Source organism: Kitasatospora sp. NPDC048545 (assembly GCF_040651155.1).
In the GTDB taxonomy this organism is placed as follows: Bacteria; Actinomycetota; Actinomycetes; order Streptomycetales; family Streptomycetaceae; genus Kitasatospora.
This window is the reverse complement of the sequence record NZ_JBEZIQ010000028.1, coordinates 57,066-73,570: the sequence shown is the minus strand read 5'-3', so window position 1 is coordinate 73,570 and position 16,505 is coordinate 57,066. Positions and strand designations below refer to the sequence as shown.

Annotated in this window: 7 protein-coding genes; all 7 read right to left on the bottom strand. The window is 67.8% G+C overall.

Going from position 1 to position 16,505, the window contains the following annotated elements; translation table 11 throughout:
- Positions 1-16: 16 nt before the first annotated feature.
- Complete coding sequence (locus AB0D10_RS25395) at positions 17-829, bottom strand: hypothetical protein (protein WP_360260366.1); 813 nt, start codon at positions 827-829, stop codon at positions 17-19.
- Positions 826-2,370: a hypothetical protein gene (locus tag AB0D10_RS25390; protein ID WP_360260363.1), complete on the bottom strand. Its 1,545-nt coding sequence runs from the start codon at positions 2,368-2,370 to the stop codon at positions 826-828. The genes AB0D10_RS25395 and AB0D10_RS25390 overlap by 4 nt, the downstream gene beginning before the upstream one ends.
- Before the next feature lie 511 nt (positions 2,371-2,881).
- Positions 2,882-3,628, bottom strand: coding sequence for a DISARM system phospholipase D-like protein DrmC (drmC, locus tag AB0D10_RS25385; protein ID WP_360260360.1), 747 nt, complete (start codon positions 3,626-3,628; stop codon positions 2,882-2,884).
- On the bottom strand, positions 3,625-5,427 hold the full coding sequence (locus tag AB0D10_RS25380; protein ID WP_360260491.1) for a DUF1998 domain-containing protein: 1,803 nt from the start codon (positions 5,425-5,427) through the stop codon (positions 3,625-3,627). The genes drmC and AB0D10_RS25380 overlap by 4 nt, the downstream gene beginning before the upstream one ends.
- Before the next feature lie 56 nt (positions 5,428-5,483).
- Positions 5,484-9,062, bottom strand: a complete 3,579-nt coding sequence (drmA, locus tag AB0D10_RS25375; protein WP_360260357.1) for a DISARM system helicase DrmA — start codon at positions 9,060-9,062, stop codon at positions 5,484-5,486.
- A gap of 64 nt (positions 9,063-9,126) precedes the next feature.
- A complete protein-coding gene (locus AB0D10_RS25370; protein ID WP_360260354.1) occupies positions 9,127-13,233 on the bottom strand; it encodes a type IIL restriction-modification enzyme MmeI in 4,107 nt (1,368 codons plus the stop codon).
- Complete coding sequence (gene drmD / locus AB0D10_RS25365) at positions 13,230-16,442, bottom strand: DISARM system SNF2-like helicase DrmD (RefSeq protein WP_360260351.1); 3,213 nt, start codon at positions 16,440-16,442, stop codon at positions 13,230-13,232. Before drmD ends, AB0D10_RS25370 begins: the two co-directional genes overlap by 4 nt.
- Positions 16,443-16,505 lie beyond the last annotated feature (63 nt).

The following is a 16,505-nucleotide window of genomic DNA, read 5'->3' as shown; positions in this document are numbered from 1 at the left end:
GTGGACTCCCGTGGGGTCAGTCGGCGAGGGTTGCGGCGGGCGTGGGACCAGGTGCGCCGGGCGTTGGAGGAGCGGGATCACCGGTTTTGTGTCCGAGGTCACTGCTCGGCAGGCGAGAGATGCCCAGAGCCGCGAGTTCTTTGAGCATCTCGCCAGCTGCGAGCTCGCGGATCTGCACGCGGTACTTCACGTGCGTGACGTATGTGCCCTCGCCATCGCCTGGCACCTTGTGCATGAAGCCGTAATCGACCAAGTGCTTAAGCGCCCGCTCGACGATCTTTCGGCTGGATCCGAACGGCTCGTTGTCGCCCTTGGTCCTGCCCGTGGCGCTGCGCCGCAGGTACGCACGCCACAGGGCTTCCAGCCCCGGTTGGCCGGTCGGCGGGTCCTGATCCTCACCGGCCGCGTTGATGCGCTGCTCGATCGCCAGAGCGTGTTCGCGCACGTAGTCGTCGACGGCGCTGACGGTGACACGGCCCACGAACTCGTCGTCGTCCAGGTCCTGCGGCCGGGGGAACGCGAGCGTAGCGATGGCGAGTTGGGCGAGCAGATACAACGGCCGGTCCCCGGTATTGGGCACCAGCTCGGTGACCGACAAGGACAGTGAGCTCTCCGCGGTGGTGCCCAGGATGAGTCCTGAGCGGTGGTCGACGCCAAGGACCGTCAGATCGAAGCCCTTCGCGGCCATGTGCACCATGTGGGCGTAGTCAGGGTCTCGGTGGTAGCGCTGGACGAGTCTCGCGTACTCGCTCGATCGTGCCGGCACTCTGCCACGGCCCAGGGCCATCGCGATCATGCGGGTGGCGTCCGCCACGTCATCGTTCGTCATACCTGGTCCTTCGCGAGTGCGGGGGCGCCGGGACGGCGGGGCGACGGAATAGGACGGGCGGCGGGCGCACCTCCGGTGGCGTTGACCGGGTCGGCCCGCACGCTCAGCACGAGGAAGTCGGATCCTCCGAACCGCTGGTCATCCAGCTCCACGCCGTCGTCGATCGCGACAACCGCCTCCCTCCCTTCGGCCAGCCGGGAGACGGGGATGTTGCGGAAGAGTTCCTGGACACGTAGCGCGACCAAGTGATCTGTCCCCCACCGCTGGCTCACGCCTGGCGGGTTGAGCCGTGCTTGCTGCAGGAGCGAAGACAGGCGCACCCCCGTCGCCGGGACACTGGCAAGGAGGTCTGCCGCCTCCTGCTCCTGCTCTGCGGTGAACAGAGGTTCGTCGGCCGATTCGTCCCATTCATGATCGGTTTGAACGACAGCCGGCTCCAACGACTGAATCTCGGTGACCCGGCACAGTGCGGCGAAGAAGTCGGGAAGGTAGAGCACGTGCGGGCGCTTAGGGCCGAAGGCCGCGCGGGTGAAGGCCGCCAGAGGCCCGTCCGCACTGTCAATCGGCAGCTCCAGGACCGGCCGCAGAAGCTGGTCCTCGAGGTGGACCCGTGTGTGCAGCGCGGGTACGACGAACACCTGCCGGTCCTGCTGCCGGCGAAACTCCGGGCCGAGCTCCACCAGCAACGTGGTGAGCCCCGCGTGGCGAGCGAGGCAGTCGGCGAGCACGGCGCCCAGATCGATCAGCTGCCGGCGCTTCCCCTCGTCCTCGGTGACTTCGAGCAGCTCGCCCACTCGCTGCCGCATGGCGGTCTCGGCATCGGAGCGCGCCTTGACATGTTCGAGGGCGAGTTCGACCTCCTCGTCGACCTGGTCCGCCCAGCTGATGGCGCGTACGCTGCGCTGCATGGCGGCCCTCCAGTCGGTGAGCTGCTTCGCGTAGCGCAAGCTCTGCCGGCGGGCGTGCAGTGCCGCCTGCAACGCGTCCTCGATACGGGCCCGCTTCAGCATCGCGGTCAGTCGGGCCTCGGTCGCGATCTGCGCCGATGCGACATCGATGTCGATCGCGTGGAGCAGGACATTGATCGCGGCCTCGGTCACCACCAGTGCGGCACGCCCGACCTCGTCGGGCACCTCCCTGAGGATCTGGAATGGGAAGTCCCTTACGGAGAAGCCTTCTTCGTTGAGAGTACCGATGGGCTGCCGGAACGCACGGTCACGCTCCTCGACGTTGATCAGTCGCTCGGTGATCCACGTGCCAACGGCCTCGCGCTCGCTCTCTGTTCCTTCGGGCACCTGAAGAGCCGCGTACCGCGCGACTTCCTTGGCCACGGCCTCCTGGCGAACCATCGTGCCCATATCGCTGCTCAGGGCGACGAAGTCGACGGCCGCCAGTGCCAGTTCTGCGAGCCGGTAACCGTGCCAACCTCTCTCGGTCTTCGCCTTGCTGGAGTCGAGGCCGACGATCGGGCGAACCACAGCCAGTGCCTTCATCCGCGCAGTCAGGCTCTCGTAGGCCGCAGTCGGCTCCTCGAAGAACACTGGCAGGGCCCCTTCCGTAGACGGCCGACATGAGGGCCAAGCTAGAGGGAGGGTCTGACAATACGTCACATTCGAACTGTCAAACGATTATTTTCGGAAGCTGAATCCTCCTTCCGATCGGTGCCCAAGTGGTGCATGCTGCTTCTCGATCTGCGGCCCAAGAGCGCATCGGCGCCTGGGAAAACACTCGGTTCGCCGCCAGCCGCGGACGCACCACCGTTCACCACGCAGTGGCCGTGTTTCGCAACGCTTTGAACCACCCGGTGCGAACCTGGCGGCTGCACCACAACCCGGCTAAGCACTCCGTCCGGCCCAAGCCCTGTACTGCCATCCGCGCTCGCTGGACTCCGGACCAAGCCGCAAAATCCCTCCGGCATCCCCCAGAGCACTACGCGGGCCGGCTCACCGACCTGTTCGAGGTCATGCTCGTGCCTGGCACCGGCATACGCTGCGGCGAAATCCTAAAGCCTGCACTGGGAGGATGGTCCATCTCATGGAGCGAGCCGAGACATCAGGGCCCAACTGTGAGTTCGCCAGTCTCGCGGAGAGAGTCAAGGTGGAGAGCGACAGCCCGGGCGTGGTCGACGTCGTGGAGGAGGATTCCACATTCGAGATTCTTCTCGAACGCGTGGCCTGTCAGATTGGCACTCCCGACGAGAGCCACACGTCGGTCCACCACGATGATCTTGGCGTGTAGCGCAGCTCCGCTCTCCCGATGGTGGACCGGCCAGGTCAACCGGGTAGCGGGGATATTGGCGAAGCCGGTGCTCCCCTGGAATTTGGGGTTGTCCGCCTGATTCTCCAAGAGGAGAGTCACCTCGACGCCGCGGCTGGCGGCCGAGCTCAGCGCCGAAGTAAGAGACGCTGGGGGGTAGCTCGCGTAACTCACGAGCAGGATCTCGGTCCTCGCGGAGTCGATGAGCTCGCCGACCACCGCGGAGGTCAACCGGGAGGTGTGGACAGCGGAGGCCGGACCGGTCCAGACAACGTCGACACGGTGGTCGAAGTGGTGGCTGCGCCGGGCTTGCGCGGCGCCGGTGAGCAGGCCAGCGGCATACCCGCCGTCGGCGTCGCTGGACAGCTGGGAGCGCAGGCGGCGGCATGCAGTGCGGAAGGCTATGCCGGCAACCTGAGCCTCGAGTGCGCGCAGGCCCGGTCGCCCCTTCCGACAGGCATGCGCGAGCTGCTTGATGTCGGCGTACGGCAGCTGTTCGGCGAGTTCGGCGGCGAGCTCCTCCAATGAGTTCGGAGGCGTCATGACAGGAACGCCAGATTGTCGCCGGTGAGGTCGACGAGGGCCGCTCGGTCCAGCCAGCGGTTGTTGGTCTCGCAGCTGGTCTCCGAGGCGAACAGGCAGGCGTGGCAGGCTGCGGCGTGAAGGGTGTCCGAGGGGTATTCAGGGACGTGCTCCGCGCACAGCGGATCGCTGGAGCAGCGGCCGGCGTCCTCGAGCGCCTGATCCAGCAGCCGCTTGAGGTAGCGGGCGTTGCCCAAGGCGACCAAGCCACCGAGGGTGCCCTCGCTGTCGCTGGCGGCGGTCGACAGCAGCACACCCGCAGCTGGCCGGGCTGAGCTTCCGATGTAGAGACGCTCGCGGATGCTGGAGGAGGAGTAGCCGCACTCCAGCGCTACCTGACGCATCAGCAGGTGACTGAAGGTGTGCAGGAGGACGAACCGGGCTACGGGGAATCCCGGCTGATACGTCTGGGCTCGGTTATGGCACCACCGCTGGTGAGCCTGTTGCAAGGCGACGAGCCGGGGGTGGCCGGCGACCTTGGCGGTCCACTGAGCGACGGCATCCTCCCGTAGCTGCAGGAAGATCCCTTCGCCGCGCTGCTCGACAGCGGGCACCCACTGGGTTGTCCCACGGGAGAGAGAGACCATGTTGTGCGGGGCGAGATCGCGGCGGTCGGGCGCGTTGATTCGGGTGAAGGCGACGAGGGCCTGGACCTCGCGGAGCCGGGTGACCTGGACGACCTGTTCGAGTAGCTGGTCGTACCCTTGCGGCGTCGGGGTGGGGATAGCGCGGAAGTCGGCGTCCTGGCGCTCCGTGGTGGGTTTGGCGAGCAGTCGCCATTCGTCCTCGAGGAGGTCGCTGGACGTCTCGACAGCCGGGGGGCCGCCAGCCGCGCGGATCTTCTCGACCACCGCCCACAGTTCGTCGGCCGGGACGGAGCGCAAGCTGCGAAGTTCGCTCATGCCGTCGACCATCTTCTGCATCAGCTTCTGCGAGAAGACCTCTTCGAAAGTCTCCCAATGGGTTCTGACCTGGTCCGCGACGGACTCGGACTGTGGCAGGTGCAGGGCACTCGCGGTGACGCTGAACCACAGGTTGGATGCGCCGAGAACCATGAGGCGCAGGTTGGCACCGCACGCCTCGAACCGCTGCTGGTGAGGGTGCCGGCCACGGCAGAGGGGGAGCTTCTGCCAGCCGTTCTGGCCGGCGGCCTCCTGGATGCTGCGGGAGGCTCCGCACTCCGCGCACCTGACGGTGACCTGCGGGCCGAGGGTACTAGCACTGTCGATCATGGTGAGCTTGGCGCCACCACAGGGCTGGGTGGCGTTGGCGTGGACGAACTCCACGTACGGGAAGTCGTCCAGGTGTCCAGAGCGCTCGCAGGTGACGATGAAACGGGCCGGCACGCAGGCACGCTTGTTGACGTCCCGTGTGCTGGTCTGTTTCTGGCACTGCGAGTGCACCCACTTGGCGAGGTCGGGGCGGCGCCCATACCGGTGTACCAGCTCGAACTGGCCGGGCGGGTCGAGCGGTCCGAGCCGGTGGCAGCGCGGGCAGCGCACCCAGCCCGGGAACGGGGTGACGGGCACCCCAACCCGGGTGTACGCGTCGTCGCTCTCGGACGGGTCCCACGGTGCCTTGCGCAGCGCCCTGACCTGCTGGCCCAGGACGCGCTGAACCTCGGTGAGCAGCCGCGGCTCCTCGATGGTCTCCTGCCGCTCGGGGCTCCAGGCGTCCAGGCTGCGGACGATAACGCTCATCGTAGGAAGGTCAACGACCGACCCGACGCCAGCGGTGGTCACGAGATGGCTCGGTCGCACCTGGCCGATCCGGCTGGGGTCGCGCCACCTGGTCGGGGCGGCATCGGCATTCAGCTTCACGAGGTCCCTCCGGCGGACGGGCGGTCGTACTGCCAGGCGGGCGGCGACTCCAGGCTGCGGTCACTCCGGTCGAGCTGCAGGACGATCTCGGGCTCGACCTCTCGCAGACTCATCGGCGCGGACCACAAGTCCCAGCCCTCCTCGTCCGGGCCCCGAAGCAGGCCCGAGACGTCCGCTGCTTCCTCGTAGCCGAGCCGACCGGACTTCAGAACCTTGCGTTTGTGGACCCACGAGTCGAGGCGGTGTTGTGCGGCCTGCCGAACAGCGGCCGCCTGCGGCGCGTCGTGCAGGACCCTGGCGGCTCGCTGCTCAAGGGCGTCCAGCAGGGCGGTCACCGCAGGGCCGGTGAGGGGAACGTCGTTGGCCGCCGTGTTCGGCAGGGAACTGTGGGCGGAGTGGCGGACGGCGGCGGCCAGTATGCCGCTGAGTCCGCGGTCGAGTGCTCGGTCGCTGAACGGGGTGGTGGTCAGGCCCTCTACCCGCATCCCGAAGGTGGCGTGGTCGTAGCCGAAGGACTCGTAGTGCGCGAGGTCTCGGGGGCGGCTCCACTGGTAGAGCGTGACGACCAGGCCCGGTCGTCGCGGATCGCGGCCGACTCGGGATGTCGCCTGGATGTACTCGGCGCTGTTCTTGGGCTGTCCGGTGACGACCATCAGGCCGAGCCGGGGAACGTCCACGCCGACCTGCAACATGCTGGTAGCGAGCAGCACGTCAAGCGGCTGGGCGCGGCCGACCATCCGACTGCGGGACTCCGGGTTCTGGCGGAACTCGTCCAGCGCCTCAGAGGAGTCGAACCTTGGGTCGAAGGTCCGATCGAGCTCTGCAAGGGTGCCGGCGATGCGGCTGCTGGGCATGCGGCTCGTCAGTTCGCTGACGTAGGGACGCCGGCGCCGCGTGCGGACTTGCCTGCTCGCCAGACGGTCGGCCACATCGTCGTCCACCAGCCGCTTCATGCCGGCGAGTTCGCGGGTGGACGTGAAGTAGTCCACCACGGTGAGGTAGGGATCGGCGGCGGCACCGTACCGGTCGAACAGCGCCTGGCCGTGCTCCAGCAGGGCTGTGACCAGGCGGATCTCGATCGACTTCAGTCGCTCACCGGTTGCGCACACCCCGCGGTAGCGGCGGCTGGGAGTGTCGGGGGTGGGGGTCACTGAGCGGGAGAAGAACGTGTCCCCGGCATCCAGTAGCTGAGGCGGGAAGATCGTCAGACCGCGGGCGAAGACCTGCTCGACCTGGTCCCGAGCCCGCCGCACCGTGGCGGTCGAGGCGACCAGTACGGGCCGCACCGGCACGCCCCCAATCAGGCGGCTGCAAAGTCGGTCCACCACTGTCTCGTAAAGGCCGACCAGGCTGCCCAGCGCATCACTGATCAGGTGCAGCTCATCCTGAATGACCAGGTCCGGTGGCCTCAGTCGCATGGCGGGTTCCGGCGAGGCCGGTCGCAGCCCGCCTGCGGCTGGGTGCCTGCTCTTGCAGAATTCCTCGAAGGTCGGAGTGCGCCACCCGTGACGCTCGCAGTGGCTGTCAACGAGGCCGAAGAGCGGGGCCACCGCGTCCTTCCAAGGCAGCTGCGCGAGTTTGTCGACCGTGCTGATCACCAAGGAGGGGGTGAGTCGGTAGATTTCCTCGTCAACGGTCAGCACGGGCAGGCCCTCGCCGTCCGAGCGCCGCTCGGTGTAGAGGCAGTCACCCTCCGGGTCGCTGCAGAACACCATGACGCGGCGCTTGAGCTTGTGGGTCTTCAGCGATGCACCGGTCAGCCTCGACCCGCACCAGGGGCACGCGACAAGCTGCAGTGGACCGCCCAGGGCGTTCTCCCGGTCCTGGGCGTCGTCGACCTGCCGCTTGGCTTCCTCGAAGGTGTTCGGCGTGACGCTGCTGCCTACCCACAGGCCTACGCGGAACGGTGTCTTGCCCCAGCGGCCGTCACCCGCCGCTAGTCGTTCCTGGCGCAACCACTCGCACGCACACACCAGCGACGCCGCGCGCTGGAACTGTTGGGCCGTCAGTAGCCGCAGTGTGTAGCGCATCAGGACGGCGACGCCGTCCGTCCCGTCGCGGGCCTCATCGCCGCTGCCGACAACGCCCTGCAGCCGGCGGATGGCGAAGGTGTACGCAGTCAGCCCGAGGTACGCCTCCGTCTTGCCACCACCAGTGGGGAAGAACAGCAGCTGCACCTCGCCGTCGTCCATCGACCGATACGCGTCCCGGTGTCCCGGGTCGGTGAGCCCCGGCAGACACAGCAGGACAAAGGCCAGCTGGAAGGGACGCCAACTGCGATTCTTCGGTACGTCCTTCTCGCGAAGCAGCCGACCCAACGGCAGATCGGGCGCGTTCAACCGGGCCCGTACCACCTCGCCACGGACACGCTGCAACGCCATTGCCTGGTTGGCGAAGCGGAACGCCTCCCGCGCGATCCCGTCGTCCCGGAGCAGGTCGATGGCGCGGTCCAGCCGGTCCGCTATCTGCTGTGCACGGTCGAAGGCCGGCCTGGCGGCTGCGGCGTACGCACCGATCTCGGGGTCGCCGTCGATCCGGTGCGCCTGCTCCGTCAGCCAGGACCGGTAGCCGGTGGCCAAGGGGCGCAGCGCGCGCACCAGGTCATCGCGGGCCAGCTCCGCGCTGCCCAGCCGGGCCATGTCCAGAACCAAGCCAGGCATGCCTGAGGTGTCGCCTGGCACCGTCAGGCGAACGTCTGCAGCCGGGAAACAGGTGGTGCGTAGCTGCCAGGCGCGGACCTCGTCCGGATGCACCTCGGCGTCCACCGCGCACTGCCGGCCGTTGGCGTACCTGCGCTGAGTGCGGTGCAGGAGCGCGAGATGCAGTCGCTCCGGGTCGCTGCTGGAGGGCCGGTCGCCGAGTTCCGGGTCGTTGTGTCCCAGGAAAATGGAGGCGTTGCCGTCCAAGGCGGTGATTGTCAGGTGCACCTGGTAGAGCCGGGCGGTGTCCGACATGGTGGCAGGTGATGCCTGCGAGTTGACCAGGGAGATGTCGACGATCCGCCGCGCGCCACGATGGCGCACCACAGTGCGGAGCGTCACCTGGGGCTGATCAGGGTCCGGGGGCACGGGGTCGAGCACGGCGTCAGCGTCCAGGAGTACTTTGACGGTTCCGCCTGCTGGGTGCCGCCGCCAGATCGTTCGGGGCTTGCCCTGCTCTGTCAGGTGGACCTCGGACGGGGCCCGCTCGTAGCGGCCCCACTCGGCCGTCACCTCGACGGCCGCGACGTCGGCGGGCACGGCGAAGGACAGGCCGAGGGCCGAGGCCGCCATCGAACCGGAACGGACAGCGGCCGGCGCCTCGGGCGCGTCGTCATCATCAACCGACTCGACGACCTCGAGGTCCACCAGGCTCGGATCGTCCGGATCCCAAGTGTCCACTGGCGGCTGGGAGGAAGCATCCCGGGTGACGAGCCGGCCCAGCACGTACCGCTCTGCCGGACTAGTGCCGGGCGGCAGCTCCTCCTCCGGACCGTCCCACGGCCCGTGCAGGTCACGCTCGAGAAGGCTCTCCAGCTCCTCTCGGATCTCATACGAGGTCCTGCTGGCACCCGTGCCCGCCGTACCTGAGCTCACCGCGCCACTCCTCCACCATCGATCGAGATGACGCTAGCTTCCCGCACTGACAGCCCCGATCGGATCACGCCCCGCCCTCCAGGGCCGCGCGCCGGTGGTTCTCCTCCAACAGCCGGTCCAACAGCTCGAACCGGGCCTCCTTGCTGACTGTCCAGCGCGTGCCGATCTTCGTGTCGTGATGCCCGATCCCCAGGTCCAGATCCGACCAGCCGTATGCCGCGAGCACCCCCGAGTCGATCTCGGCGTGCAGCTCCCGCAGAGCATGGACTTTTGGATCCCGGTCGGCGGGGTCGTGGACGTGGTTGTACGTCGTCTTCAATCCCCAGCCACGGTTGAGCATCAGCTCTCGGCGCTCCGTATCGAGCCTGCGGCCGAGGCGCTCCAGCTCGGGTGTGGAGGTGGGGCGGGGGAGGGTCAGGAATACGTCGGAGGGCGAGTAGTTGATGTCGCGCCGCATCGTTGAGGAGTAGCGGATCGTCCAGACCGTGTGTGCACTCGACGACAAGAAGGCGAGACCGCCGAAGTCGTCGATGGCAAAGACAGCGCACTTGTGTGCGAATACAGGGCCGGTCGGTACACGGACCGGCATCACGGCGTTGCTCACCAGACTGATGGCCAGCACGTGGTCGAGACCTTGAATCGCCTCGTACAGCTCGGGACGAATGCGCGTGAACTTCCACCACTCTTCGCGTGTCCGCGTCTCCTTGTTACGGTCCCGTTCTGGCTTGACGAGGCGTCGAACAATCTCCATCGCGTCTGGGTACTGCTCGGCGCGGTCCAACGGCCAGTCTTGGAAGTTGATGACCCATCGGCTGGCCGAGCAGTCCGCCCGCTGATTGAGGTCCTTGCCGATGATGTAGGGGGCCAGGACTTCTGCGTTACGCGAGTCGCGTTGGACCAGCTCGATTGCCTGCTCTGGTTCGAGGGTGAAGCCCAAGCCGAGGACATAAGAGCCGATGAACGCGACACCGTCGTTGCTGGCGAGCCTCCGGGGTCGTCCGCTTACGCGGCCGACGGGCTCCAAGTCCGGTCCGATTGAGGGGACTTCCTCCCCGTCGAGCCAGCGAAGGCTGGTGCTGGAGAGAGGCGCTTGACTGCCCCACACGTTGACGATCTCCAGATTGGCGCTGCTGCTGGGCCACGGGTGACTGCTCTGCCCACTACGCAGTGCCATGCCCCGGCTCGCCGCTTGGGCGAGCCCGACCTCCAGGGTGTCGCCCTGGACGAGCGTGTTGGTGGTGATGTATCCGAGCTGCCCACGGCTGGAGAGCAATCGCTGCGCCCGCAGGACGAACCGGGCCGCGAGGTCCGCACTGCCCTTTGTGCCGCCGCCCTCCCAGCGCTGGAGCCAGGCAAGGTACTCCTTGCCCATCGCACCGGTGATCTTCTGGCCGCCGAGGAACGGCGGGTTGCCGATCACCGCATCAAACCCAGGTGTCGGCGTGTCGGCGAACACCTCGGGGAACGCGAGCGGCCAGTGGAGTGGCTCGCGGGGGTTGGTGATTTCGGGCCGGCCGGTCTGGAGGTCTGAGGCAACGCTCTTTGCTAGAGCCTTCTGATCACTCTCCTGACTCAAAGCCCAGGACAATTGGAGAAAGCGCTTCTCGACGTCCTTCGGCCGAGCCGACGCTGAAAGCAGGCCGGCTGCTGTTACGGCATCGGCCATCAATCGCAACTCGCTAGTGTTCTTCTCCGCCTCCGCGAGCAGGCGGGCCTTGTGCTCGACATCCCGGACGGTGACCACCGACGTGCCGGTGATCTGCCGCCGCAGGTCTGCGGATCGTTGCAGCAAGGGCCGGACACCGGCGGTGAGGTCCAGCATCGCGCCTTGGTGCAGCTTCCGACCAGCAGCCGGATCAACGTGCAGTGTCTCGAGTTGGTCGATTCCCGCCAGTCCTAGCAGGCTGTCGCCTGCCTTGAACCGGTCGTCGAGGAATCCGAAGGGGCGTTCTCGGTCCATGGTGACGAGCCATAGGGAGAGTTTGGCCATCTCAACAGCCAGCGGGTTGATGTCGACGCCGTACAGGCAGTGTTCGGCAATCTGGCGGCGCGCCTCGACCAGCACCTGCTCGATTTCGGCGTCCGAGGACAACTGGTGTCCTGCCCGGCGCCGCACGGCCTCCAGCGCGTCGCGTCGGCCCTCGGCCTCCCACGCCTCGACGAGCCGGTCGGCGAGATAGCGGCAGGCGGCGGTGAGGAAGGCACCCGAGCCCATGGCGATATCGGCGACCTTGATCTCCCGAATCGCCGATGAGGGCCTGAGCCGCCATTGGCTGCGATCCGCCGTCTCCAGTGGGCCGGGGCGGAAGACCAGGGCCTCAAGCGCCCTTCCGGCCACTTCCTCGGCGAGCGACCGGGGCGTGTAGTGGGTTCCGCTGGCCGCCCGCCTTGTGCTCGGTGCGACGAAGCGCCTGCCGGGCAGGGTGATGGCCGGGAGCCCTCGTTCGTCGTAGCGCAGCACGGAGGCAAACGGGGTGACAGCGTCGGCGAGTGCGAGGTTGCCGCCGACCGCGCGCTGGACTGCCTGTCGGCGATCCTGCTCCAGCGGTGTGGCGAAGGCGGCCTCCAGCCGCGCTTTGCTCCATCCGGTGAGAGGCGCCGCCCATTCAGCGAGGCTCGGGCTGCGGTCCATCCCGGCCAGGATGGCGGTCGCGTCGGACAGGGCGACCTCGCACTCGCCCTTGATGGCCCGGGGCCACTTCGGCGGCCGGATCATGCCGAGCACGACCTCCTCCGCAGTGCGGACCTCGAGTTCGAGCAGGCCCTCGTACACGTAGCCGATCTGCTCGACGTCCAGGGTGCGGAAGCTCAGGCGGCGGCGTTCGCCGGCGGTTTCGACGTACTGAACGGCGCGGAGCATCCGTAGCACAGTGCGGTCGTCGACGCCGGGAACCCGGCTGCTTGGGTCCGCCCCGTCACCGCGGCGGCCCTCCAGCCAGGGGAAGCGATCCGGGTCGAACATGCTGCCGCCGTAGGCCGGCATCCGCAGATCCTCATGGGCCACGCCCTGGTGGACGGCACGGGTGACGGCGAGCAGCCGGTGCCAGGCTCCGGTGCGGTGCTCGAGTGCCTGTTCGCCCAGCAGGCTCGCCTGGGACTCGAGCTGGTCGACGAGCTGGCTCACGCTGTAGGCCGAGACGTAGAGCGCGTCGTCGCTGGGCAGCAGACGGCGCTCCTCGGCGAACAGGAGGAACACCACCCGCATCATCACTGTGACGACGCCGGCGTAGAACTCGTCGTCGTCGACTCCGTCGAGCAGCGCCCGGCCGCTGTCGGCGTCAAGGCGGTCGACCGTGCTCACGAGCATCTCGACGGCATCGCGCACCTGCCGACCGAGGGTCTCGGTGACCTCCTCCTGCCGCTCCAGGCTCTCTAGCAGCAGCTCGGGCAAGGTGTCAGCGTGTGTGACGGCGAGGAATCGCGAGCGCTGGAGCAGGGCAACGAAGGCCCGCAGCGTGTCGGGCTCGGTGCTCCACAGGCTGGCGTCCCACACCGCGCAACCGGTCGTTCCGCCTCGTGGCGCCCACACCAGAGCCCACCAGCGGCCGTCGGTCACCAGTCCGATGGGAACGTCCCGGGCGCGCAGCAGCACCGCGAGGCGCTCCACCGGGCTCGCGCTCCAGCCGCCCTGCGTGGTGCGGGCGAGAGGGTGATGGCCCCAGGCCGACAGCATGCCGAGCAGTCGCCACGGCCCCTGGGCGGCCGGAGCCTCGGTTGCGTCCTCGTCATCCGCCTCGTCGTCATCTGCTGAGTCCGAGTCTTCGGCCTCACCATCGGACTCATCCTCGTCCTCGACGAGGAAGCCGAAGTCTGCACGTACGACGACTCCGTGTTCCTGGATCGGTTCGGCGAGCGATTCCGGGATGGCGTCGGCTTCGATGAGGCGATGCTGCCAGTCCAGGACGTTGTGCAGAACGGTCGTCAGAAGTTGCCGCCGACCTGCCCCTCCGCTTTCCAGGACTTGCTCGACGGCGAGCCGCAGTTGTGCCCGGTCATTCGCGGGCACAACTGGGATGCCATCGGGGAAGACCCGGTGCACCACCGGCAGCGTAAGGAACGGGCCGGAGGTCTGGAGCAGTTCGAGCCACGCGTGGCGCCGACGGATCTCCTCGTTGACGCCGCCTGGGCGGCGGCTGGCGCGCCGGGGGCCGGGGCGTCGGGCGGCACTCATCGGGCTTCCTCCGCGGCAGGGACGATCAGGGCGACGGCGAACGGGAAGACGAGCTCGCGTACATTGGAGTAGCGCGCCTCAGCCGCGGCCAGTTCCCGCTCCCGTTCCTCATCGAGTGAGGCCAAGCGGTCCTCCCAAGCCTTGCGGTCGCGATCGAGCTGCTTGCGCTCCTCGACTTCCAGGTTCTCCAAGTCGTCCAGGGTCAGCTGGGTCGGTCCGGGTCCCTCAAGGGCGTTGGAAAGTGTCACCCGGAGCTGGTCGAATACCGCACGGATCCTCCGGGTCTCATCCGCAGCCCGGTTCTGCAGAGTCCGGCTCATGGTGGCAAGACGCTCCGCAGCGCGGACGCGGACGTCCGTTGCTAGCAACGGACTCAGTTCCTCCCACTGCCCAGCCAGGGCCAACCTTGCTTCCTCAGATGCCAGTCGGCAGGCATCGGGCTCCAACGCCCGTTCAACTGCTCCCCTGAGATCGGCGTATCGGGGCTGTTCCAGCTCCAGGCGCCGTGACCGTCCCGCAGCCGGGATCTCGCGACCGGTCAGCACTACCTCCTCGTGCAGACGGGCGCCGTCCTTGCCTACGACCACCAGCCGGGAGAACACTGCGACCAGCAAGCCGTCGATCCCTGCTTCTGCAGGCAGCGTGGCACGTACGGCGGCTACCCGGTTGAGCGACGTCCGTCCGCCCCAGACTGCACTGCGGAGCAGGCGCACACCCTGGGCGACCAAAGGGTGCTCCAGGTGAGCCAGCACGACGTCGTCGCGGTCGCCTACGACGGACTGGTCGAAGGAGAGTGGGCGCATCACGCCGTTGAGCGGATCGGCGAGGCCGAGCACCGTCCGTTCCCAGCCCGCGTGCAACACGGGTGGCTCGACCTCGCCGCCGGGGCGGTCGGCAAGTGGCGGCTGACCTGCCAGCTCCAGCGCAGTGTCCACGACCCGCCGTACGTTGTTCGGCCTGACGTGGAGCCGTTCCTTGCTCTGCTCAAGCTGCAGCCGCAGTCGCCGGACTTGCTCACGCAGATCCTGCTCGCCCTTGAGGGCCACGACGGACTGCTTTGGAGCCACTGTCAGCGGGTCGACCAGAACGGGGCGCCCGAGCATCCGGGACTCGATCGCATGTGCCAGCACCGGGTTGACGCTGCCGAGGTCCTTGCGTTCGGTCGCGACCTTCACCGCGACGCGACTGAGGAACTCCAGATCCGCCTCGTAGGAGTTCGGCTCGGCCTGCTCCCAGTCGGCACCCACGAAGTGCGCCACCTCCACCTCGTGGCGCTGGCCGCGCCGGTCGACGCGGCCGATGCGCTGCTCGAGGCGGTTGGGATTGAACGGGATGTCGTAATGGATCACGCGGTAGCAGTGCCGCTGCAGGTCAATGCCCTCGCTGGCAGTGTCCGTAGCCAGCAGGATCCGGATCTTGTCGCGCTCGGGGTTGGCCTGAAAGGCTGCCTTGAGCCGCTCGCGCCGGACCGTATCCATACCGCCGTACAGCAGGCCGGTGCGCTCCCCGCCCAGCCCGCGGGAGGCCAGCAGCTCGGACAGCCAGCGCTGGGTGTCGCGGTACTCGGTGAAGACGATGACCCGCTCGTTGTTCCAGTCCCCGTCACGGCGGCAGATCGACTCGAGCTCAGCCACCAGCGCGTTCGCCTTGCTGTCGGACCGGTCGCCATGGCGGTCAGCCCAGGCGAGCATCTCCTCCAGCAGGTCCGCGTCCTGGGCGTCGGCGCCGGCCCCGACCTCGGCAGCCCGCCCGACGAGGTCGTGCAGGTGCTCATCCAACGAGCCCTGTACACCGACCGAGTCGAGGGTGTCCTGCTGGACAGGAGCCTCCTCCTCGGGCACATCCTCGTCCTCGTCGTCCCAACTGAGAGCTTCGTCCAGCCAGGCGGGAAGCTCGACACCGTGCCCACCACCCGGCTTGTTAGCGCTCGCCACATGTGCCGCGAGCGTTCGCGCGAACGCAGCCGGCGAGGAGAAGAGGCGCTTCTTGAGGAGCAGCGTGACCAGGTCATTGGCGCGCACGGCGGTCGCACCGGGGGTGCGACGGCGTCGGTCAGCGTACGCCTCGAGCAAGCCGTGGATCTTCCGCTCGTCATCGGTGTACGCCACCTCGATGGCGCGTTGGGTCCGCGCCGGGAAGACAGGATTCCCCTCGGCGTCGAAGACGTTGTTCTTCAGCCGACGGACCATCACCTGGTCGAGCACCTTGTCGTCGGGCGGGACACCCGGAGTGAAACGCTGCGGGTCCAGCATCGCCAGCAGTGCCTGCCACGAGTTGCTGTAGCCGTTGTGCGGTGTCGCACTCAGGAACAGTCGGTGCTGGCTGTGCTCGCCGAGGCGCCGCACAGCCTTCGTCTGCAAGCTGTCCACGGCGTAGCCACGACCACGGGCGGGAGCGGACGGGGCACAGTGATGGGCCTCATCCACGATCAGGAGGTCAACGAACCCCGGGTGACGCGTCTCGGGTGTGAGCACCTCATCGAGCAGCCGCTGCACTCGCGGGGTACGCAGCCACGGCAAGCTGATGATCGCCCGCGGGTGGACGGTGAACGGGTTGGCCTCCAACCCGTGCGTGCGGCGTAGTTCGCGCAAAGCCGTCGCGTCGAGGACAACGAAGTCCAAGCCGAACTTCTCCGCCATCTCCTCGCGCCACTTCAAGGTCAGTGGTGCTGGGCACACCACCAATACCCTGCGGGCCCGGTGACGTAGCAGCAGTTCCTGCACGACCAGACCGGCCTCGATCGTCTTACCCAGGCCCACATCGTCGGCGATTAGCAGATTCACGCGCGGCATGGCCAGGGCCCTAGCGACGGGCTCGAGCTGGTAGTCCTCGATGGCGATACCGGCGCGGAACGGAGACTGAAGTGTGCGGGTATCTGCGCTCGCGACCGTGCCCCAGCGAACGGCGTCCAAGAAGGCGCCGAGCCGCTGCGGGTCGTCCCAGCCCTTCTGGGTCACAGCCGGCAGCTGGGTGGCCGGAAGAACCTCGCGGCCGGGCTCGACCTCCCATACCAGCGTGAGTTCCTCGCCTAGGTCGTCGTCGCTGACGCTGTTCAGCGTCACCAGCGTGCGCCCAGGCGGCGTCGCAGCCGCGAGCTGGTCCTCCGGCTGACTGCTCCGGTCGAGGCGGGAGACCACCCACTGCTGCCCGCGGACGCGGACCAGTTGACCAACTTCGAGCGCGTCCGGCGCTGACATCACCACAGGCATGTCCCCTCTATGCAGAGCATGATCCTATGGGCTCTGACGGCCCCAAAGTGGCCGTTTCGTCGG

Excerpts from the sequence above, each read along its gene's own strand:
- AB0D10_RS25370 (WP_360260354.1), bottom strand. The coding sequence starts at position 13,233 with ATGAGTGCCGCCCGACGCCCCGGCCCCCGGCGCGCCAGCCGCCGCCCA.
- drmC (WP_360260360.1), bottom strand. The coding sequence starts at position 3,628 with ATGACGCCTCCGAACTCATTGGAGGAGCTCGCCGCCGAACTCGCCGAA.
- drmD (WP_360260351.1), bottom strand. The coding sequence starts at position 16,442 with ATGCCTGTGGTGATGTCAGCGCCGGACGCGCTCGAAGTTGGTCAACTG.
- AB0D10_RS25395 (WP_360260366.1), bottom strand. The coding sequence starts at position 829 with ATGACGAACGATGACGTGGCGGACGCCACCCGCATGATCGCGATGGCC.